The sequence below is a fragment of the Paraflavitalea devenefica genome, assembly GCF_011759375.1.
Taxonomy (GTDB): Bacteria; Bacteroidota; Bacteroidia; order Chitinophagales; family Chitinophagaceae; genus Paraflavitalea; species Paraflavitalea devenefica.
On sequence record NZ_JAARML010000003.1, the window covers coordinates 132,048 to 151,380 of the forward strand.

General features: G+C 47.2%; 16 protein-coding genes. 6 read left to right on the forward strand and 10 right to left on the reverse strand.

Features of this window, described 5'->3' with window-relative positions:
- Window positions 1-68 precede the first annotated feature (68 nt).
- Window positions 69-1,316 carry a 2-oxoglutarate dehydrogenase complex dihydrolipoyllysine-residue succinyltransferase gene (odhB, locus tag HB364_RS18975; protein ID WP_167289869.1) on the forward strand — a complete coding sequence of 416 codons (1,248 nt, stop codon included), beginning with the start codon at window positions 69-71 and terminating at the stop codon, window positions 1,314-1,316.
- A 96-nt stretch (window positions 1,317-1,412) separates the two neighbouring features.
- Here odhB and HB364_RS18980 read toward each other — a convergent pair whose 3' ends face one another.
- The 3 genes from HB364_RS18980 to HB364_RS18990 form a co-directional block, all read right to left on the reverse strand.
- Window positions 1,413-2,039, reverse strand: a complete 627-nt coding sequence (locus HB364_RS18980) for a response regulator transcription factor (RefSeq protein WP_167289870.1) — start codon at window positions 2,037-2,039, stop codon at window positions 1,413-1,415.
- A 92-nt stretch (window positions 2,040-2,131) separates the two neighbouring features.
- Complete coding sequence (locus HB364_RS18985) at window positions 2,132-2,536, reverse strand: hypothetical protein (protein WP_167289871.1); 405 nt, start codon at window positions 2,534-2,536, stop codon at window positions 2,132-2,134.
- A 199-nt stretch (window positions 2,537-2,735) separates the two neighbouring features.
- Window positions 2,736-5,846, reverse strand: coding sequence for a sensor histidine kinase (locus HB364_RS18990; protein ID WP_167289872.1), 3,111 nt, complete (start codon window positions 5,844-5,846; stop codon window positions 2,736-2,738).
- Between the two features lie 124 nt (window positions 5,847-5,970).
- Here HB364_RS18990 and HB364_RS18995 point away from each other — a divergent pair, with 124 nt between their 5' ends.
- A complete protein-coding gene (locus HB364_RS18995) occupies window positions 5,971-7,140 on the forward strand; it encodes an RsmB/NOP family class I SAM-dependent RNA methyltransferase (protein WP_167289873.1) in 1,170 nt (389 codons plus the stop codon).
- Window positions 7,141-7,173: 33 nt separating this feature from the next.
- On the opposite strand, the gene HB364_RS19000 is transcribed toward HB364_RS18995, so the two are convergent.
- From HB364_RS19000 to mnmA, 4 genes are all read right to left on the reverse strand, one after another.
- A complete protein-coding gene (locus HB364_RS19000; protein WP_208420022.1) occupies window positions 7,174-7,764 on the reverse strand; it encodes an NYN domain-containing protein in 591 nt (196 codons plus the stop codon).
- Between the two features lie 286 nt (window positions 7,765-8,050).
- The gene (locus HB364_RS19005; RefSeq protein WP_167289875.1) at window positions 8,051-10,024 is read right to left on the reverse strand and encodes a S8 family serine peptidase; all 1,974 of its coding nucleotides are present in this window, start codon (window positions 10,022-10,024) and stop codon (window positions 8,051-8,053) included.
- A gap of 49 nt (window positions 10,025-10,073) precedes the next feature.
- Window positions 10,074-10,844 (reverse strand): hypothetical protein, encoded by a 771-nt coding sequence (locus HB364_RS19010; protein ID WP_167289876.1) that lies wholly within the window; start codon window positions 10,842-10,844, stop codon window positions 10,074-10,076.
- Window positions 10,845-10,925: 81 nt separating this feature from the next.
- Entirely contained in the window at window positions 10,926-12,032 is a 1,107-nt protein-coding gene (mnmA, locus tag HB364_RS19015; protein ID WP_167289877.1) for a tRNA 2-thiouridine(34) synthase MnmA, read from the reverse strand.
- Window positions 12,033-12,228: 196 nt separating this feature from the next.
- On the opposite strand from mnmA, the gene HB364_RS19020 reads away from it, so the two are divergent.
- The gene (locus HB364_RS19020) at window positions 12,229-13,467 is read left to right on the forward strand and encodes an alkaline phosphatase family protein (RefSeq protein ID WP_167289878.1); all 1,239 of its coding nucleotides are present in this window, start codon (window positions 12,229-12,231) and stop codon (window positions 13,465-13,467) included.
- A gap of 166 nt (window positions 13,468-13,633) precedes the next feature.
- Window positions 13,634-14,080 carry a single-stranded DNA-binding protein gene (locus tag HB364_RS19025; protein ID WP_167289879.1) on the forward strand — a complete coding sequence of 149 codons (447 nt, stop codon included), beginning with the start codon at window positions 13,634-13,636 and terminating at the stop codon, window positions 14,078-14,080.
- Between the two features lie 58 nt (window positions 14,081-14,138).
- Here the strand turns inward: HB364_RS19025 and HB364_RS19030 are convergent, their stop codons facing one another.
- Window positions 14,139-15,092, reverse strand: coding sequence for an ion channel (locus HB364_RS19030; protein WP_167289880.1), 954 nt, complete (start codon window positions 15,090-15,092; stop codon window positions 14,139-14,141).
- A gap of 118 nt (window positions 15,093-15,210) precedes the next feature.
- Between HB364_RS19030 and HB364_RS19035 the strand changes: the two genes are divergently transcribed.
- Window positions 15,211-16,029 carry an alpha/beta hydrolase gene (locus tag HB364_RS19035; RefSeq protein ID WP_167289881.1) on the forward strand — a complete coding sequence of 273 codons (819 nt, stop codon included), beginning with the start codon at window positions 15,211-15,213 and terminating at the stop codon, window positions 16,027-16,029.
- Between the two features lie 155 nt (window positions 16,030-16,184).
- Window positions 16,185-17,108: an NmrA/HSCARG family protein gene (locus HB364_RS19040; RefSeq protein WP_167289882.1), complete on the forward strand. Its 924-nt coding sequence runs from the start codon at window positions 16,185-16,187 to the stop codon at window positions 17,106-17,108.
- A gap of 12 nt (window positions 17,109-17,120) precedes the next feature.
- Here the strand turns inward: HB364_RS19040 and HB364_RS19045 are convergent, their stop codons facing one another.
- Window positions 17,121-17,669: a hypothetical protein gene (locus HB364_RS19045; RefSeq protein ID WP_167289883.1), complete on the reverse strand. Its 549-nt coding sequence runs from the start codon at window positions 17,667-17,669 to the stop codon at window positions 17,121-17,123.
- Window positions 17,670-18,010: 341 nt separating this feature from the next.
- Window positions 18,011-19,312, reverse strand: coding sequence for a hypothetical protein (locus tag HB364_RS19050; protein WP_167289884.1), 1,302 nt, complete (start codon window positions 19,310-19,312; stop codon window positions 18,011-18,013).
- Window positions 19,313-19,333 lie beyond the last annotated feature (21 nt).

Sequence of the window (19,333 nt, forward strand, 5' to 3'; positions counted from 1 at the left end):
CGCTGAAATAAAAATGTAACAAAGCTGGTGTACCATAAACTATAAACCAGAAACAAGAAACAGATTTTATGATCGATATTAAAGTTCCGACAGTAGGTGAATCAATCAGCGAAGTGACTTTACTGAAATGGGTAAAGAATGATGGTGATTATGTAGAAAGGGATGAAGTGATAGCTGAGCTGGAAAGCGAAAAAGCAACTTTTGAAGTAAATGCCGAAAAAGCCGGCGTATTAAAGCGTGCCGCCCAGGAAGGAGATACCCTCAATATTGGCGATGTACTGGCTTCAATAGATGAAACAGCTCCCAAACCCGAAGGCGCTGCCGCTTCCAATGGCGCTCCTGCCCCTGCCAAGAAAGAAGAAACCAAGGCTGCTCCCGTAGCTGAAGCAAAACCTGCTTCTACTGCACCGGTAACAGCCGTTTCCAATGATATTAAGGCTACACCTGTAGCTGCAGCCATTATAGCTGACAAGAAAGTAGATCCCAAGTCTGTAACCCCCAGCGGTTACCAGGGCAAGATCGTAAAGGATGATGTGCTGGCTGCTTTGGCCAACCCCGGTAAGGTAACCGGTGGTAAAGCCCTCTTCAACAGGGACCAGCGCCGGGAGAAGATGAGCCAACTGCGTAAGACGATTTCCCGCAGGCTGGTAGAGTCCAAGAATACCACGGCCATGCTCACCACGTTTAACGAGGCTGACATGACCCGCATTATGGAGATCCGTAACAAGTACAAGGATAAATTTAAAGAGTCACACGGTGTGGGCCTGGGCTTTATGAGCTTCTTTGCCAAAGCCTGTTCCATCGCCTTACAGGATTGGCCGGCTGTGAATGCTTATATTGATGGCGACCAACTGGTGTATCATGATTACTGCGATATTTCCATCGCGGTGTCTACCCCCCGCGGCCTGACAGTACCTGTTATCCGCAACGTAGAAAGCCTCAGCATGGCCGATATAGAAAAGAAGGTCATTGAGCTGGCCGGCAAAGCCCGTGACAATAAGCTTTCCATGGAAGAGTTACAGGGCGGTACTTTCACCATCACCAATGGTGGCGTATTTGGCTCGCTGATGAGCACACCGATCATCAACCTGCCGCAGAGCGCTATCCTGGGCATGCACAAGATACAGGAACGCCCGATGGCTATTAACGGACAGGTAGTGGTGAGGCCCATGATGTACCTGGCGCTCAGCTATGACCACCGTATTATTGATGGCCGTGAGTCGGTGAGCTTCCTGGTAAGGGTGAAGGAGTTACTGGAAAATCCTGAACTGTTGTTGTTTGGTAAAGACCCGGTGAAGTCCTTGCTGGAATTATAATTTACCCGATAAGTCATTATATGCAAAGCGCCCCGTCACATGGTGGGGCGCTTTTCTTTTGGAGATATGCTGAGGGGTTGCGTAAATAAAGTAGTATTATACAATCCTTTCGCTCAGGGCTTTGGCGATGGCTTCCTTGCCACAGTTGACATGGAGCTTCTGGTAGATGTTTTTCAGGTGGGCGCGTACGGTGTCGAAAGCCAGTTTCATTTCCGATGCAATGAGTTTAATGCTGTATCCTTTGGACAGCCATTGCAGTACTTCTATTTCCCGGGGCGAGAGGTTGTATTTATTGGCTTCCGGCTTTGACTGGAAAGTGCTCAATACTTTTTTGGCGATGGTGGGCGACATGGGCGCGCCTCCTTCCAGTACTTCCTGTATAGCATCGAAGAGCCTGGCCGGTGGCGTCTTTTTCAGGAGGTAGCCATTGGCGCCGGCGCAGAGGCACTGGAAGAGCTTTTCATCATCTTCAAAAACGGTGTACATGATCACTGCCGTTTTGGGTTGCGCTTCCTTGATCAATTGTACGCCCCGGATGCCCGATTCGCCCGGCATATCAATGTCCATGAGTACTACATCGGGCTTGTATACCCGTGCAATATTGGCGGCATCATTACAGGTATTGTAATCGCCTACCACATCGTAATCATTCATTTTTAAGAGGTAGGCCAGCGATTCCCGCAGCCTGTCGTTATCTTCAAAAATGGCAATCCTGGCTATCATACCCTAAAGGTAAGATTCTGGTACTACTAAGTGGTATCGCTCATTTGAGGGATGAAACCGGATACAGGGACCGCTGGCCGTAAACCGGCTGGTTATCTCGCAAACCAATAGGCCGCAGAGGTCTCCTTGATACCGTTGCATCCATTCTGGTCGGATGCTGTAAACCAGGGAGTACGGCTATCATCCCAGAGACCGAATAAATAGGCAATGTCCTTATCAACATCAAATTTGCCCAGGTTATTGGTGACCACTGATCCCAATGGTTTGGGGTCGGAAGACAAGGGTAAGGGTTGATTGTTTACAAAAAAATAGACCCTGGTGCCCGGGCGAAACCCTTCCCCTTTTAAGGTGAACCTTGTTAATGTTTGAAATCGTTTAGGAATAACATCGAGGGTTGATCTGCAAGGGGGATTGTCATTACAGCCTGTTATTGTAACTGTCAATATTACCGAGGTTATGACCAACCCTAAAGTTGATGGAATGCTTTGCTTTTTCATGCTACATTTATATTAATTATTAGGAATAACCCATACGCGGGTGTTCGATGCAAATGTTCGGAAAAAGAGAAGCGGTTGTCAATCGTCTTTAACGGGTAACGCAATGTAGTATTGAAATAGGACAGGCCCTATGTATTAAGGGGATACATTTTTTATACCACGAAGCGGTAATACTCATATAGGAATAGCTTCCATTTTATCACTGTATGAGGAAAGAAATAGTTGTGCAGGTACCATTGCCGGGAGTGGATTGTATTTTTATGGAACCATTCCATTTCTGCACCCGCTGACGCATGTTCTTCAATCCATTCCGGTGGGTAGTTTGTGTGATATCAAAACCCTTGCCATCATCCTCAATAGTCATGCGCAATTGATTATGTTCCAACCATACACGGATAGACACATTTCTTGCAGCAGCATGTTTGTAGATGTTGTTAATAGCTTCCTTAAATAGCAGGAAACAATCCCGGCGCTGCTCCATATTCAATTTGCGCTTTGCAAAATGTTCATCGAGTTGCAAAGTGTAATGGATGTTGGCGCCATCAAAGATCTCGGCTGCATAGCGCCGCATACGGGCTACGGTTTGTTCCAGTGTATCATTGTTGGTATTGATGCTCCATACAATGTCATCCAGGGCTTGGCTTGAGTTGTGTACTTCCTCGGAAATACGGTTGAGGAATAGCTCCGCTTCTTCCTGCTGTTTCAGCTTTTGGCGACTTAACTCTGATAGGATGTTGATATTGGTTAGGGTAGATCCTATATCATCATGCAGGTCGGTGGCAATGCGGTTCCGCACTTTTTGCATAGCGATCAACTGGTTAATACGATACTGGTACAGCAGGTAGAGGAAGGTGCCCAGCGCCAACACGCACAGGCCGATAAACCACCATGTTTTCCAGAAGGGCGGCGTGATGATGATGGAAAGGGTGGCCAGGGGATCATCTTTGCTAACAGTCTGTCCCAATGCCCGGACCCTGAAAGTGTATTCTCCCGGTGGAATGTTGGTGTATGCTGCATAGCTCCTGTTGCCTGCATCAATCCAGTTCTTGTCGTAAGGGTATAACTGGTAGTAATAACTGAATTTACCCGGCGCTACAAAGTCCAGGGCAGCAAAGTTAAAAGAGAGTGAGTTCTGATGCCAGGCCAGCTTTAGTATTTTTTTATAGGTGATAGACGTATCTCCTTTCCAGGATTCATTATTAATGGTAGCCTGGGTAATGACAACCGGCGGGTATGGATTTTTAACCAGGTCATTGAATTTGGCCGGGTCAAACCAGTTAAGGCCATTTGTACCGCCGAAATACAAGGTGCCATCGGTATCCGCATAATAAGCGCCCGTATTGAATTCATTACCCTGCAAACCGTCTTCTACCGTAAACAAACTAAAATGAGTGCGGTTGGTCTGCTCCAGGTCGGCCGGAGGCATAAAACGGGTAATTCCTTTATTGGTGCTCATCCATAAAGCACCTTGCCTGTCAGGAACAATGCTATAGATCGTATTGTTGGGCAAACCTTTATTTTCATTAATCGTATAGGACCTCGCCGAAACAATATCATAAATGATCATTCCCTCTCCAAGTGTACCGATCCATAATAACGGAGATTGGAAGTAAATGCATTTCAGGATATAACTCTGACGCTTGACATGTTGTAGTATTATTTCAGTAGGCAGGATAGAAAAGTCTTCGGTGTTGATATTGTAGAATTGTATGCCTTCGTTTTCAAATCCCAGGCATAATACCGAATCACTGATGGGTGTAATGGCGCGGACGTTATTGTCGGCAATGCTATTGGGATCAGCAGGGTTGTGCCTGAAGTTTTTGATCAATCCCTGCTGCTTATCCAATAAGCAAAGGCCCGCATTCCGCGTACCCAGCCAGGCCCTGTTACTACCGGCTGCCTGCATGCACCATACAGTATGATCTGGCAGCCAGGACTTCCCTTTACCTTGTGGGATAAAAGCAGTTTTGATGCTTTTGGTTTGCCTGTCTATGATCAAAAGTCCATTATCCTGTGTGCCCACCCAGGTGTCATTGGCATCAGCATGCAGGGAAACAATTCGCTCGCTGCTGTCGGCCCTGCGTGCAGCCGCCAGCAGGTTTACCCGGGTCAATTTATGGTTACCTATATCGGTTGCATAGCTAAGGCCACTGTAGGAAGTGCCAATCCATATGCCTCCTTCAGGGTCGATAGTGATAGCACGCACCTGTTCTATCGGTATGTTTTTGGGTAAAGCCTTTTTGGAGAGCAGGGAGAAAATGTTCAGGCGCTTATCATACAGGCTCACACCGCCTCCGTCGGTACCTACCCACATGCCGCCCAGCTTGTCGGGCTGGATACAAAGCACATCATTATAACTCAATGAACCAGGTTTGTCATCATCCGATTTGAATTGTCGCACGGTGGCATCTTTCATATTGATAATGTACAATCCGTTGCTCAATGTGCCTACCCATAAGCACCCTTCCTCATCAGTTCTTATTGCCTGTATCACCAGGTTGGCAGGCAGGGCTTGCAGGCTATTAAAACCGGTAAATGGCCTGAATGCAGTATCCCGGGGGCTTTTTACGTAGAGTCCTTTGGCATAGGTGCCCACCCACAGGTTGCCGGTGGCATCTTCTTCCAATACACTACAGGAAATAAAGGGAGCGGTTGTACGGTACAGGAACCGGGTTGTTTTTGACTGGCCCGGTGTAATAACAGTAATGCCATTATTGGTAAGCACCCAGCTTTGTTTATTACGGCTTTGAAAGATGAACTGAATGCTGTCGCTATTCAGTGGGCCATTGCGTTTGGTATAATGGATGGTTTTACGGGTGGCGGTATCATGGTAAAACAGTCCATCCCTTTCCGTGCCTATCCAGAGCGCTCCCTTTTCATCCTGCCGGAAGCAGCTCACCGGCGGCAGTATAGTTCCTGAAGAGAGGGCTTTATAAGGAGTGGAGGAATCATTATACAGGTTGAATCTTTCCAGCCTGCCCCCACTGGTAATAAGCCACAGGTCATGGTTGATACCTGGAATGATCTTTCCCAGCCGGCTATAGGCAGGGGTAGTGATATCGTCAAAATTCTTCCGGAAGATCGCAAATCCTTTACCATCATAGCGGTTTAATCCATCCTGTGTGGCAAACCATAAAAAGCCTTTCCCGTCATTGGCAATATCAATGACGCTGTTTTGTGAAAGCCCCTGGTTAATATCAATAGTCCGGAAGGAATAGGTAGCCTGTTGTGCCGCAGCATGGATATGCAGGAGCAAAATACACCATATAGAGAGCCTTGTATGCATGGGATAAGCAGGATCGGGAGTCAAATTACTGGAATTTATTGGGATTGTTTCTGGAGGTTTTAGCCGGGAAGGCGGAAAGGCGGGAAGGGCTTCGACAGGCTCAGCCTAGCCTGACAAACAGCCCTCACTATTCATTATCTTGCACGGGATGAAATTTTTTGCTCATCTGAATACAGCGGTACAGGTTCTTACAGGTTACAAAGGGCAGCAGCCCTTCGGCATTTTTATTAAGGACTTCTTCAAACAGGATAAGAAGTATGGCTCGCGCGACCGGAAGAGCATCAGCCATCTCTGTTATTGTTATTTCCGGTTGGGAAAAGTATTGCCGGATATGCCGGTGGAAGAGAGGATAGTGGTGGGATTGTTCCTGTGCTCCAGCGCGCCCAATGAGATGCTGGGACAATTGAAGCCGGAATGGAATGCGGCAGCAGCGTTGAGTGTGGAGGAGAAATGTTCAATGCTCAATGCTCTCCCGATAGCTATCGGGACCGTTCTCAATATTTTTCCCTGGAAAGAAGCCCTCAGCGGGGGACTGGATCATGCTGCGTTCTGTAATTCTTTCCTTGTACAGCCTCACCTGTTCCTGCGCATAAGACCGGGTAAACAGGCCGTAGTACAGCAAAAGCTGGAAGCGGCGGGTATCCTGTCTACCCGATTGAATGAAAGTTGTATTGCCTTGCCCAATGCGTCGAAGGTGGATGAGGTGATCCGGCTTAATAAAGAGGCGGTGATACAGGATTACAGTTCACAAAGGGTAGGGGAGTTTCTGCTACCTTCCAAGTCCGGAATTGCTGTGTGGGATTGTTGTGCGGCCAGTGGGGGTAAGTCTATCCTGGCCTGGGATGTGTTAGGTCCTCTTGACCTTACTGTTTCCGATGTGCGGGAATCCATTATTGCCAATCTGAAAAAACGCTTTGCCGAAGCCGGTATCAATAAGTATAAATCGTTTGTTGCTGATCTTAGTGATCCCCGTTCATTCCTGCCTGTTGAGATAAGACCTGATCTCATTATTGCCGATGTTCCCTGTTCGGGATCCGGTACCTGGAGCCGTACGCCGGAGCAGTTGTATTATTTCGATATAGCCGCCATTCAACGCTATAGCAGTCTGCAAAAGAAGATCGTGCACCGTGTATGGGAAAAGCTGAACCCCGGCGGTCACCTGCTGTATATTACCTGTTCTGTATTTAAAGCCGAAAATGAGGAGGTGGTAAACTTTATGCAGCAACAGTTTTCCCTACAGGTTGTAAAGATGGAATTACTAAAAGGATATGATCAGCAGGCTGATAGTATGTTTGCGGCGTTGATGCGAAAGCTGTAATGGCTGGGGTGGCAAGGCTACAAAACGGCGATATCAGGTGATGGGGTGACTATTGAGGCGTATGTTCTTTGGTCTCGGGCAGGTTGAGTGAAGGCCATCTATGTGTTCAAAGAGGGTATCATCTATGCTGTTCCACATCGGGTCCAGAATGAAATCTATACCTTCTCTGCGTGCAAGTTTGGACGCAGGGACAAAATCAGCATCTCCGGAAATTAAGATTATCTGGCTAACAAATTTTTTTAAGGTGAGGGTAGCTATATCAACGCCAATTTTCATATCAATGCCTTTCTGGCGTAAGTCATAGGACACATCGGTGTCCTTTAAGTTGGCGATGGTTATTTTTCCATCAATCAGGTCTTTAGTCAATCCGGGCTTCAGTGACCAGTTTTTAGAATCTTTTATCATGCCAAGCCTCAATGCTATTTTCCTTTTTTTCTTTAGTTCTTCAAAGAAGGTCAGCCGGAACTTATACTGGTCGGTTTTGCTAAAGTCTATTATTTTTTTAGTTACCGGGTTATGTACTTTCTTATCAAAAGGAATGCAGTCATAATAGAATATACGGTAAAGGTTGTCGCCTGCACGCAGATGCTTGCGCGCCAAGGTATAAAGATTTACGGCAACCATTTCGGGAGTATGATCCCTGGATGTGTTAATAAGCGTATTGTATCGTTTAAGGAAAAAACTTCCGTCTATTAATATAGCGACGGAATGCTTGTGGTGAGGCATGCAAATCGCAGTTAGAGGTAAAAAAAATTGCTCCTGGGTAGGGCATTCTCGCTATGAAGTAAAAAGATAACAATTGAGAAATGCGTAAGCCAGGAGCACTATGGTACAATAAAGATAAAGGAGAAAAAATATATAACAAAATAATATTTGAAAAATATTGCTCCCTGTTTAGTTATGCCAGGTTTTATGGCATTTTTAATACCTGCTGGCCATAAAAGCGCTTACTGCCATCGTATAGTGAGACCCGGTACATGCCGCTCTGCCAGCCGGAGGTATAGATGGGCCAGCTAAAGTAGCCAGCGGGCTTGTTGATGACACGCTTATAGATGACCCTGCCCAGCATATCAGTTACCTGTATGCCCATATTGTTGATGATGCCCGGTGTATTGAGCACGATAGTGAACTGCTGATTAAAAGGACTGGGCAATATGCGGATGGTATTGGCCGGGAAGCAAACTGTGTTGACAGCTTGTTGCACCGTACCTATTTGAAAAGTGGTATCTGTGCCAATAGATTGAACGATGGTGTATGCTGCGAGACCATTGCCAGGTGTAGTAATGGTATCCTGCAGGGTATAGCTGTTGGCTTTGAACATTAAGGAAGCGGAGGCAACCTGTTTAATAGGAGTGAAGGTGATCTCGCCAGGCAGCTTTCGTGCGATGATATAGGTTACACTGGTATCATCTTTACTGCTCCATTGCAGGTTTACCACACAATTGTTAAGCGTACTGCCGGTTGTAGCCTGTTGTTCCAATAAGGAAACGAGGGCTTTCTTAAAGTCGGGCAATCCATAGCCAAAGCGGTTATCCGGTGCATTGTATTTGTGTGCACTCTTTTGTACCGCCTCAATGATCTGCATGTTGCTTAGTTCGGGGAAAGCCTGCCATAAGCAAGCTATCAGGCCAGCTATGTTGGGATTGGAAAGAGAAGTACCATTGCTGGATGCCGGTGCGCCGGTGAGGCCGGCAAATACAGTGCCCTGGCCTACAGATACAATATTGGGTTTTACCCGGCCTGCGCCGTTTGGCCCCCAACTGCTGAAGGAAGCAATAGCGCCACTGGCATTGGTAGCTCCTACCGCCACCACACTGTCGCCATCGGCAGGACAGGATACAAATTTAAGGTCATCGGTTCTGGAGCCATTGTTACCGGCACTGTTCATAACGATGATGCCTTTGCGTGCAGCATAGTCGGCGGCACGGGTAATAATGGAGGTATTGCCATCGCGTTGCGCGTAGCTGTGATCGAAGGCAGGATCATCAAAGTCAACATACCCGAGTGAGGAAGAGATCATATCGGCGCCGGCGCTGTCGGCAAATTCTGCTCCTGCCGCCCAGTATTGTTCTTCTACCGGGTATTCTGATGCGGCATCTTCCGTACGTAACAGCCAGTAGTTCGCATGCGGCGCTGTGCCTACAATGATCCCAGGCCTGTTGGCCGACATGATGCTGAAGCAATAAAGGCCATGGGTATGATCTTCTGTAACACTGCTTTCATTGTTCACATAATCCCAGGTACCTAATATGCGGTTCTGTAAACGTACACTGTCAATGGCCGGGTTGGTGGTATAGTTGCGGAACCCTGCATCCAGTACGGCTATGGTAATACCGTTGCCGGTAAGACCATGGTTGTGCAGGTATTCGCCGCGGTGAATATGGATCTGGTTGTAATTACTGCCATAGTTCAGGGCATCTGCACCGTTGACCCCTGCTGCCTGATCAATTGTTGCCTGGTCTAATGGGGTAATTGTTTCCGTGAATTTATTGGAGGTGTACTGCCTGCCGCCTGCCTGTGTTCTTAGTCCTATAGCCCCGGCAGCCTTTACAAAAGGAAAGCTGTTGATCTTAGCCAATGCGGCAGCATCGGTAGTCCGGATCAATACCTGGTTCAACCATTTGGAAGTATTGAGAATAGTAACAGTAGAGATCGCCCGGAGGCTATCGAGGTAGGCCGCTGATACCGGCAGATCGGTAGAATCTATGGAGATATGCTGTTTTGTTCTGCGCTCAAGGGCCTTGGCCGAGAGGTAGGTGGCGGGATTGGCCAAGGTATGCGTGGTCCCTTTTTTGTCTGTAAACTGGACGATGTAACGGGAATATTGGGCCCCGGCAGTAACACAAATACCTATAAGCGCTATAAGCGTAAAGATCTTCTTCATGCAGATTTGTTTTGTAATTGCCTGCTGTAAAGAAAGGAGTGGCTGCCGGTTAATTATGGTCTAAGATCGTTAACCTGATTCCAAAGCCGACCCTTTGGCCATCGTTGGTAACCGGTGGCTGGTATTCCCATATCGCTACTTCTTTATAGATGAGCCCGATATTTTTGGCATATTTCTCTACCCAAACGGTCTTTTGGGCAATCATGTCCGGATTTAGAATAGGCACGTTGGACGAATCCTGTACCTGTGTAACGGTAACCGTGCTGTCGTAATTTTTTCCATTCAGTTCGATGGTGGCGCCTGCCTCTTCATAGGTATAGTCCCAGAGATGGATGTTCATGGCTGCGGTGAATTCGTATTGGTTGAAAGGCTCATCTGGCAAATAACCATTGCCTGTCCAGCTAAAGCCTTCTTTCATGGGACTTTGCAGTTTTATAAAACGAAGGTTGTTTTCGTATATTTCCAGGTAATTGTCGCCCGGTACTATTTCGTAGTCGATGTTGGCTTTCCAGTCATTTTCATTGGTGCTGTTGATATCGCGCAGGTAACGTTGTACCCGCCATGCCTGCCGGCCTAACTGATCGGTAGTAACTCCTTCCACCACGTCCTTAGCCTGGTAGGATACAATGAGCTCATCCAACCCGTAGTTGACAAAACGGAGCGAGTCTAACTGGTAGATGATGTATTTCCCCTGTTCCAACTGCGCATAGGCTGCCGGCTTATCATATACTGTATCGTCGGTCTTTTTTTCGCAACTGTTCAGTACTGCGAGGAACAACAGGCAGGCGCACCATTGTATCAGGGTAAAGCATTTTTTCATGATAAACCGGTTAGATTCTATGGATATTGATAACGTCTCAGCGCATTATTTATTGCCTGAAAATCAGGTCTGAAGGAACCTCTACAGCATGGGTGTTCCTCTTTGAATGATGCCTCCGCCAATAACATCATCCCCCTCATAAAATACAGCACTTTGCCCCGGGGCTACCCCTTTGGCATCTTCATAAAAACGTACCATTACCCCCTTTTCATGGGTATAAAGGTTTGATAATGTACCCTTATCCTTGTAACGGATCTTGGTAATGGCTTCCATGCCGTCGGTTACGCCATCATATTTGAGCCAGTTGATCTTGCTCACGAGCATATCATGGCGGTTCAGGTCGGCCTCATCGCCCAGCATAACGGTATTGGTTTCGGGGATGATATTGGTCACATATACCGGCTTGCCGAAGGCAATGTCCAGCCCTTTGCGTTGCCCGATGGTATAGAAGGGATAACCCTTGTGCTTGCCCAGTATTTTGCCCTCTTTATCTACAAAGTTGCCGCCTGCTACCTGTTGTTCCAGCCCTTCCACCCGGCGTTTGAGGAAGCCGCGGTAGTCATTGTCCGGTACAAAGCAGATCTCATAGCTCTCACTTTTTTTGGCCAGCTCCGGATAACCATAATCCAATGCCATCTGGCGTATTTCGGGCTTGCGGTATTGACCTAGCGGCAGCATGGTGCGGGCCAGCAGGTCCTGCTGGAGTCCCCACAGTACATAGCTCTGGTCTTTCAGTTCGTCGGCCCCTTTGCTGATGTAATAGCGGCCATTGGCATGCTGGTGTATATTACCATAATGACCCGTTGCAATGTATTCACAATCAAGTGCATCGGCGCGCTTCAACAGCGCCCGCCACTTGATATGGGTGTTGCACATGACGCAGGGATTGGGGGTGCGGCCTGCCAGGTATTCATCTACAAAATTATCGATCACAAAGTCGCCGAACTCTTCCCGGATATCCAGTATAAAATGCGGAAAACCATGCTGTACGGCGGCCATCCGGGCGTCGTTGAAAGAGTCTACGTTACAGCAGCCTGTTTCTTTCTTACTACCTCCGCTGGCGGCATAATCCCATGTTTTCATGGTGATGCCCACCACCTCATAGCCCTGATCATTGAGCATGAGTGCGGCCACGGTACTGTCAATACCGCCGCTCATAGCTACCAGGACTTTCCCTTTACGACTCATTGTTGCTTTTGTTTGGTATGGAGAATAACAGGCAAATATACAAACTGTTCGGTGGGTTCTGGTTGCCGGGTACCGGTTGCTGGTTACAGGGGGCTCTTTACGGTTGGCGGGAAAGTGTAATAAATTCATAATCAATAAACTCTTGTTATTCCAAAAGAATCCTAACTTTTGTGGCGGCTATTATGGCCTGTTTTATATGAAGCACATTTTTATCCTTTTTGTTACTGCCTGCCTGGCCCTTTCCGCCACCGCCCAACGGGCCCGGAAAGCTGTTTTTATGATCGTAGATGGTATTCCTGCCGATGTGTTAGAGAAAGTGGCCACGCCTGTATTGGACAGTATTGCCAAAGTGGGTGGCTATGCCCGCGCCTATGTGGGCGGTGAAAAGGGCGGCTATTCCCAAACACCTACTATTTCTGCCGTAGGGTATAATAGCCTGCTCACGGGCACCTGGGTGAATAAGCACAATGTGTGGGGCAATGATATCAAGGCGCCGAACTATGCTTACCACAACCTGTTCAGGCTGATGGAAACGCAATACCCGGCTAAGAAAACGGCCATATTCTCTACCTGGCTCGATAACCGTACGAAGCTGGTGGGGGAGGGATTGCCGGCTGCGGGCAATATTCGACTGGACCATTATGTTGACGGGTTGGAGCTGGATACGGTGCGTTATCCGCATGATAAGGACAGTCGTTATATTCATTTGATAGATGAAGAAGTGACCAACCAGACCGCTGCCTATATCAGGACTGAAGCGCCCGACCTTACGTGGGTGTACCTGGAATATACCGATGATATGGGACACCGTTATGGTGATGGCGACCGTATGTATAAAGCGGTGGAGATGATGGATAACCAGGTGGGCCGCATCTGGCAGTCGATGGAATACCGCCGGAAACAGTTTAAAGAAGACTGGGTGATTTATATTACTACCGACCATGGGCGCGACAGTACCACGGGAAAAAATCATGGTGGCCAAAGCACCCGTGAACGGACTACCTGGATAGTGACGAGTGCGCAACAATTAAATGATTATTTCCGTAAGCACCAGCCAGGCATTGTAGATATTATGCCTTCTGTTGCTTCTTTTCTTCACCTGACTCCTGCCCGTGCGCAGCAGATGGAGATTGATGGCGTATCGCTTACCGGTAAGGTGTCGGCTGTACAGCCGCAGGCAGTATATGACAATGGCAAGATCCATGTGCAGTGGAAGGCTTTGGAAAAAAAGGGTGATGTGAAGATATGGGTGGCTACTACCAACCGTTTTAAAGAGGGCGGTTCGGATGATTATACATTGATGACTACTACCCCACTTCAAAAAGGAGCGGCCACAATTGATGTGAGCCAGTTGCCTGCTGATTTTTATAAGATCGTTATTGAAGCGCCGCACAATATGCTGAACCGCTGGATTGTGTTGAAGAACAAGCAATAACCGGATTGCGTTAAGGTGAGACTCCGCAGTGCGGAGCAAGCTCTGTCAGGTCTTTGTCTGTCTACACACATGTTATTAACACAAAAAATACTATTTATGGTTACCGTTGCAGGAAGCTGTAAATTGCCTGTTCAAATAATTAGTACGAAGCTAAAAATTATTAAGTATGATTAAGTTAACAGCAATCGGTAACCTGGGTAAGGATTGTGTTACCAACACAGTGAATGGTAAGAATGTAATCAACTTCAACGTAGCGCATACCGAGAAGTTCCGCGATGCCCAGGGCAACCAGAAAGATAAAACGATCTGGGTGGAATGTGCTTACTGGACCGACCGTACGGGTATTGCGCCTTACCTGCGTAAAGGCACCCAGGTGTATGTAGAAGGAACGCCTGATATCAGGACTTATTCCAAGAATGATGGTACTACCGGTGTGTCGCTTACTTTACGTGTGCTGAGTGTGCAATTGCTTGGCAGCCGTGGTGAAGGTGGTGATAGCCAGGGTGGTGGTTACAGCAGCGGCAATAGTTATGCAGCTCCTGCCAGTAGCGCTGCTCCTGCAGCAGCAGGTGGCGGTAATTACAGCGAGCCGATGGACGACCTGCCTTTCTAAAGTTACTAACCCACTGTTTTATAGTTTAAGTGTATGCCCCCGTATTGCGGGGGCATTTTTATTTTATCTCAATGGTCTCATTCAGTTTGTGCATTTCCAGGATAGTAGTAGTGTCTGTTTCCCGGTACATGGGTACAAATTTCCTGTTGAATATGATCTCCTGGTGGGTATAGGAAGTACGCCTGAGTACAATATTGGAGAATACATCGTCAAATCCCTTTACCAATACATATAATTCCACATCCGCTTCTTTTAGTTCCTGTTCTGTTAAACCCAGTAAAGGGCTTTGCTCATCAATAGGGTGCACTACTGTCCAGTTCATGGGAAGGCTTTGTACCTTATTGCGTTCCAACGGAAGATCAAAAAATTTATAAACAGCTTTGCTGTTCTCCTGTACCAGCAGGGCTATGGTTGCTTTTACTTCCACATCAGTTAACGTATGGTGGTCTTTGTAGCAGGCAAAACGGAACATCAGCCCGGTTTTATCTTTATAAGGTGCAATAACAGCATTGTCACTGAATGCCAGGTAAGCGCGTGGTTTGGAAAACCGCCCATAGATAAGGCCGGTAAAGATAGCGAGGGATAAAAAGCCATTCAGGGATTCGAGGGATGCCACAAAGTTGGCTCCATCACCTATCGGATTTACACGTCCATAGCCTACTGTGGTGAATGTTTCGGTACTGAAAAAGTACAGTTCTTTGAATACCTGCCATTGATCGGTAGTGCTGAGCATGCCGGTAAACTGGCCCGGACCCAATATGAAATAGACGAGCGTATATAGCAGGTTAATAGCAATAAAGAACAGGATGATCACGGTGACAAACTTCCAGGAAGGCAGGTGCAACATGGTATGGTAAATGCTGATCCTATCCCGCAATGGTCGACCGACCTTTTGCAGGTTGAAAGAACCATCCCTGTTGACAAAGCGCCCTCCTTTGTTGTTGGTGTTGCTCCCGAAGCCAGTATCGTCGTTAATATTAGAAGAAGGATTAACGCGTTTTATAGCAGACATAACAAAATTATTTGACGGCAAAGCTACCTCAAATAATCTTTCGCTATATTGATATGCTTTATTACAAAAGACAGGCGAAGCCTGGTGTATTTGCAGTCAGGCCATTTCTTTTAATAATATGAATATCCGCACAAAAAAACTATTGGTCAACACACTTATCATTATAACAGCCTTTTATGTAGTTATCTGCTGTCTGGCTTATTTCCTGCAGGAGAAGCTGATCTTCTTCCCGGAGAAGCTTTCAAAGGACCATCGCTTCAGGTTTGATCAACCCTTTCAGGAAATGTCATTTACGATGAAAGACGGCAAGTTGGTGAACGGGGTGTTATTCAAAGCTGATAGTTCCCGCGGACTTATTTTCTACCTGCATGGCAACGCCGGTTCGCTGGATGGCTGGGGTGAGGTGGCAACGTTTTACACAGATGCAGGATATGATCTTTTTATGCTGGACTACCGGGGATATGGAAAAAGCGAAGGAGTGATCAGCAGCCAAAACCAGTTCTATAGTGATGTTCAATCTGTTTATGACAGTATTAAAACTGCTTACCAGGAAGATTCAATCATTATTCTTGGATATTCCATTGGTACAGGCGCTGCTACCCGGCTGGCATCCCGGCGCAAAGCACGAATGTTGCTATTACAGGCTCCTTATTACAGTCTTACCCACATGATGCGAAGCCACTATCCGTTTTTGCCTCCTTTTCTCCTTAAATATAAGTTTGAAACCAATCAATTCCTCCCCCAATGTAAAATGCCTGTTGTGCTCTTCCATGGTGACGCCGACGAGGTGATATCCTATGAGTCATCTGTAAAATTAAGCAAGCTCTTCAAAGAAAAGGACACGTTAATTACCCTGCAAGGCGCCGGGCATAATGGAATGAGTGAACGCGATGATTACCGGGAGGCCTTTATACAAATAGTACAAAGATCATTCTGACAGCTTTCTTATAAAAAAGGAAATTGGTTAGCGATATACAGTTCATGCCCCCGTTTCACCAGTTCACACCTTTCATTCATTGTGTTGGGCCATAAACGCCGGTAATTTGCCCCTGTTATCCGGATCGTAAACATTGTATCAATTATTTATCAGCTATGAGAAAGATCATTTTAGTAACCGGCGCTACCGGTGCACAAGGGGGAAGTATAGCCAACGCTTTACTGCAAAACAAGAAATTTACTATCCGTATTCTTACCAGGAATGTTCAGTCTGACAGCGCAAAAGCATTGCAACAGGCAGGAGCCGAAATAGCAGCAGGTGATTTTGATAACATCGAAAGCCTGCAGCAGGCTTTGAAAGATGTGTATGGTGTTTTTGGAGTTACCAACTTCTGGGAACATTTTGGAAAAGAATACCAGCAAGGCAAAAACCTTATTGATGCGGTGAAGCAGGCGGGCATTCAGCATTTTGTGTACAGCTCATTGCCCGATTACAATAAGTTGAGTGGTGGCAGGCTACCTGTTCCTCATTGCGATATGAAAGCCGCGTTAAAAGAGTACACGAAGGAAATGCAATTGCCGGCTACATTTGTCGAGATCGCATTTTATTATGAGAATTTCTTCAGTTTCTTCCAATTGCAAAAAGATGAACATGACCGTTTTTATTTTGGTTTTCCACAGGGAGATACCAAACTTTCTATGGTTAGTGTGGAGGATTTTGGCACTGTGGTAGCTTCCATTTTTGACCATCCCCAGGAATATATGGGTAGAACAGTAGGCGTGGTGGGTGAAGATCTGACTTGTGCAGAATATGCACAGATCTTTTCAAAGGTATTGGAGCGGGATGTCTATTTTAATTACATTCCCAGGGATACGTATGCCGCATTTGGATTCTCCGGCGCAGAAGAATTGGCCAACATGTTTGAAGTACAACGCCTGTACATTCCCCAACGACAATTGGATTTGATTGAAAGCTATGGATTAAACCCATCTATGCAAAGATTTGAAAGCTGGGTACGTAAGAATAAAGGAGCGTTTATGAATAGGATTGATGAACAGTTGAGAATGGTAGCCGGTTAATGCATCCATTCCTCATGTCATCACATATTCGGTCCACGGATAAGTAGTAAGTGCTGCATTGTATTGCCGTCGGAGCCTTCGTTCTTCGAGCCGGTAAGCATAAAGCCGGTGCGGCAGTTTCTTTTCCGGTGTTGGATTGATCAGGTCTTGCAGTGTACTTTTTAACCGCTTTGATCCGCGGCGGTAAGGCATCCGGATTTGCACCACTTCGGGTTCGGCAGGCGGTACTTCCCGGCCGGTATATTGTTTGGTGAGGTAAGCTATAATATCTGCTTCCTTCCACTCGTACTTTAGCCAGGTCATGGCTTCGCCAGTGAGCTTGCGGTACAGGGCATGTTGTCTGCGTTCTGCCGGCAGGGCGGTATATACTGCTGAACCTATGCGGGAGGCTTTGGCCAGCAGACGGGCATACTCCATGGTCTTGCGGAAGGCCGGGTCTTTCTTTACCCTTTTGCCAGTCAGTGAGCTACGGGTACGTATAAAATACCTTCCATACATCTTGTAGATGCAAACGGGACCAATGGTTCCCGTAATGGGCGGTATGCCGGTAAATCTTGCCATATATATTGAAATTGAAATTAATAAATATTGACTGTCAGGGCAATACCCTGAAGTGGGTATATTGGCAGGGTAGTGCCAACTTTGTGTGATCCTTGTTCTATCCTTGTAGGTTAAAGCGCACTCAATATATAGTTGGTACAAGGATGAAAGAAGGATTGGGCGAGGCTTGCATAGGGGAAACTCATGCCCGGAAACCTGGCAGGTTTTGCCACAATCTGTGGCTAAGCGAGATCCGTCAGGTCTCAGTGACCGCTTGTCCTCCGACTATCCTCCGGCTAAGCGCCGGGGTAAAGGCGCACTTTAAATGTCCCACCCAGGTGTACCAGTACAGGGCATCTGTATTACTTCCCTCGTTCATAGGCTTTTACATAGCGCTCCAGTTCGGCGCGGGTGACGGGTGCCTGCTGGTCATCGAGGTTAATGACAAAGAGATAGCCTTTGTTGCCGGGCGTGGCCATGAAAGTGCTCACGAGGTTGAACTGCTCACTTACCAACAGGCGGCCATTGGAAACATTCCATAGTTCTTTGGCGCAAAGACAACCATTGGTAGGCGTGAGCGGATACCAGGGCTTGTTTTTGAAGTATTCCGGGTCGATGGTAGTGCCGTGGGCAATGATCTCCGTGCGGCCAATGAGACCAGCATAAAAGGCTTCGGTAGCCGGTGTGTATTTTCTCCAGGCCGGTGGTAATAGTTCAAGGTAAGCCTGCATGGAATCCCGGGTGCTGTCCCAATGCTCCCAGGGCGGTAGCTGGAAGTATTTATCCCAGTTGCTTTCATTGGGCATCACGAGTTGAAGATTGGGTGTAGGCCCTATGAATGTATTGCCCGATACAGCAGTGCCCTGTATGCTGTAGATGCCCTGCGGGGTGCTGCCATTGGTAATGAAGTAAGGCAGGTTGGAAGCAGAACGTGCCAGTTGCTCAAAGATCATTAAACGGCCATCGGGATGCCGCATGAAGCGGCCGGTCACATCCTGTACAATAGCAAGGCCTGGATAATCGCGGTTCCAGCGTTGAAAGGAGTAGATGGTTTTTTGTTTGCGCACCGCCTGGTAGCTAAACAGGGCGGCTATGTCGGGTGTTTTGTGTGTGCTGTTGGGCAGCCAGCTATTGAGGTGATTTTCCAGTGCTAACAGCAATGGTATAGAATCATAATTGCTGAACTGCTCCACCATCCTGATCTTGATATTGTTGATATTGTTGGTGGAAGTATCCTGGCGGAAGAGATAGGCAGCGCACATCGCAAATAGTTTAGGATGTGTTTCTTTCTGCAATATGGCTTGCACCTGGGGTGCATAGCTGTTGGGATAGGTGGCGTATACGGCTTCCAGTAAGGCTCTTTTGGTATCGTATTGCAGGGAATCATATTGCAGGAAGAGCTTGTCGAAGCCCTGGGTGATCCCGGTACCGGTAAACTGAAACTGGGAGATGGCCAGGCAGGCCGATTCAAAACGGTATTCCGAATTGCTGTCAACCGGTTGGGTGAAGGTGCGGCCAATGACGTTTTCCCGGAGGTCTTTTTCCAGCCAGGCCCGTTTATCATACAATACAAAACCGGAATAGATGTCTTCCCGGCGCGATTGGGCAGTGGAAACGGATTGTAACAGGAGCAAGCCTGATAAGCATACCAGCCATGATTTCATGCTACAAATGTAAAGCGCTGT

Excerpts from the sequence above, each read along its gene's own strand:
- HB364_RS19000 (WP_208420022.1), bottom strand. The coding sequence starts at position 7,764 with ATGGTTGCCGTAAATCTTTATACCTTGGCGCGCAAGCATCTGCGTGCA.
- HB364_RS19010 (WP_167289876.1), bottom strand. The coding sequence starts at position 10,844 with ATGAAAAAATGCTTTACCCTGATACAATGGTGCGCCTGCCTGTTGTTC.
- HB364_RS19040 (WP_167289882.1), top strand. The coding sequence starts at position 16,185 with ATGAGAAAGATCATTTTAGTAACCGGCGCTACCGGTGCACAAGGGGGA.
- HB364_RS19020 (WP_167289878.1), top strand. The coding sequence starts at position 12,229 with ATGAAGCACATTTTTATCCTTTTTGTTACTGCCTGCCTGGCCCTTTCC.
- HB364_RS18980 (WP_167289870.1), bottom strand. The coding sequence starts at position 2,039 with ATGATAGCCAGGATTGCCATTTTTGAAGATAACGACAGGCTGCGGGAA.
- HB364_RS18985 (WP_167289871.1), bottom strand. The coding sequence starts at position 2,536 with ATGAAAAAGCAAAGCATTCCATCAACTTTAGGGTTGGTCATAACCTCG.
- odhB (WP_167289869.1), top strand. The coding sequence starts at position 69 with ATGATCGATATTAAAGTTCCGACAGTAGGTGAATCAATCAGCGAAGTG.
- HB364_RS19050 (WP_167289884.1), bottom strand. The coding sequence starts at position 19,312 with ATGAAATCATGGCTGGTATGCTTATCAGGCTTGCTCCTGTTACAATCC.
- HB364_RS19035 (WP_167289881.1), top strand. The coding sequence starts at position 15,211 with ATGAATATCCGCACAAAAAAACTATTGGTCAACACACTTATCATTATA.
- HB364_RS19005 (WP_167289875.1), bottom strand. The coding sequence starts at position 10,024 with ATGAAGAAGATCTTTACGCTTATAGCGCTTATAGGTATTTGTGTTACT.
- HB364_RS19030 (WP_167289880.1), bottom strand. The coding sequence starts at position 15,092 with ATGTCTGCTATAAAACGCGTTAATCCTTCTTCTAATATTAACGACGAT.
- mnmA (WP_167289877.1), bottom strand. The coding sequence starts at position 12,032 with ATGAGTCGTAAAGGGAAAGTCCTGGTAGCTATGAGCGGCGGTATTGAC.
- HB364_RS19025 (WP_167289879.1), top strand. The coding sequence starts at position 13,634 with ATGATTAAGTTAACAGCAATCGGTAACCTGGGTAAGGATTGTGTTACC.
- HB364_RS19045 (WP_167289883.1), bottom strand. The coding sequence starts at position 17,669 with ATGGCAAGATTTACCGGCATACCGCCCATTACGGGAACCATTGGTCCC.
- HB364_RS18995 (WP_167289873.1), top strand. The coding sequence starts at position 5,971 with ATGAAATTTTTTGCTCATCTGAATACAGCGGTACAGGTTCTTACAGGT.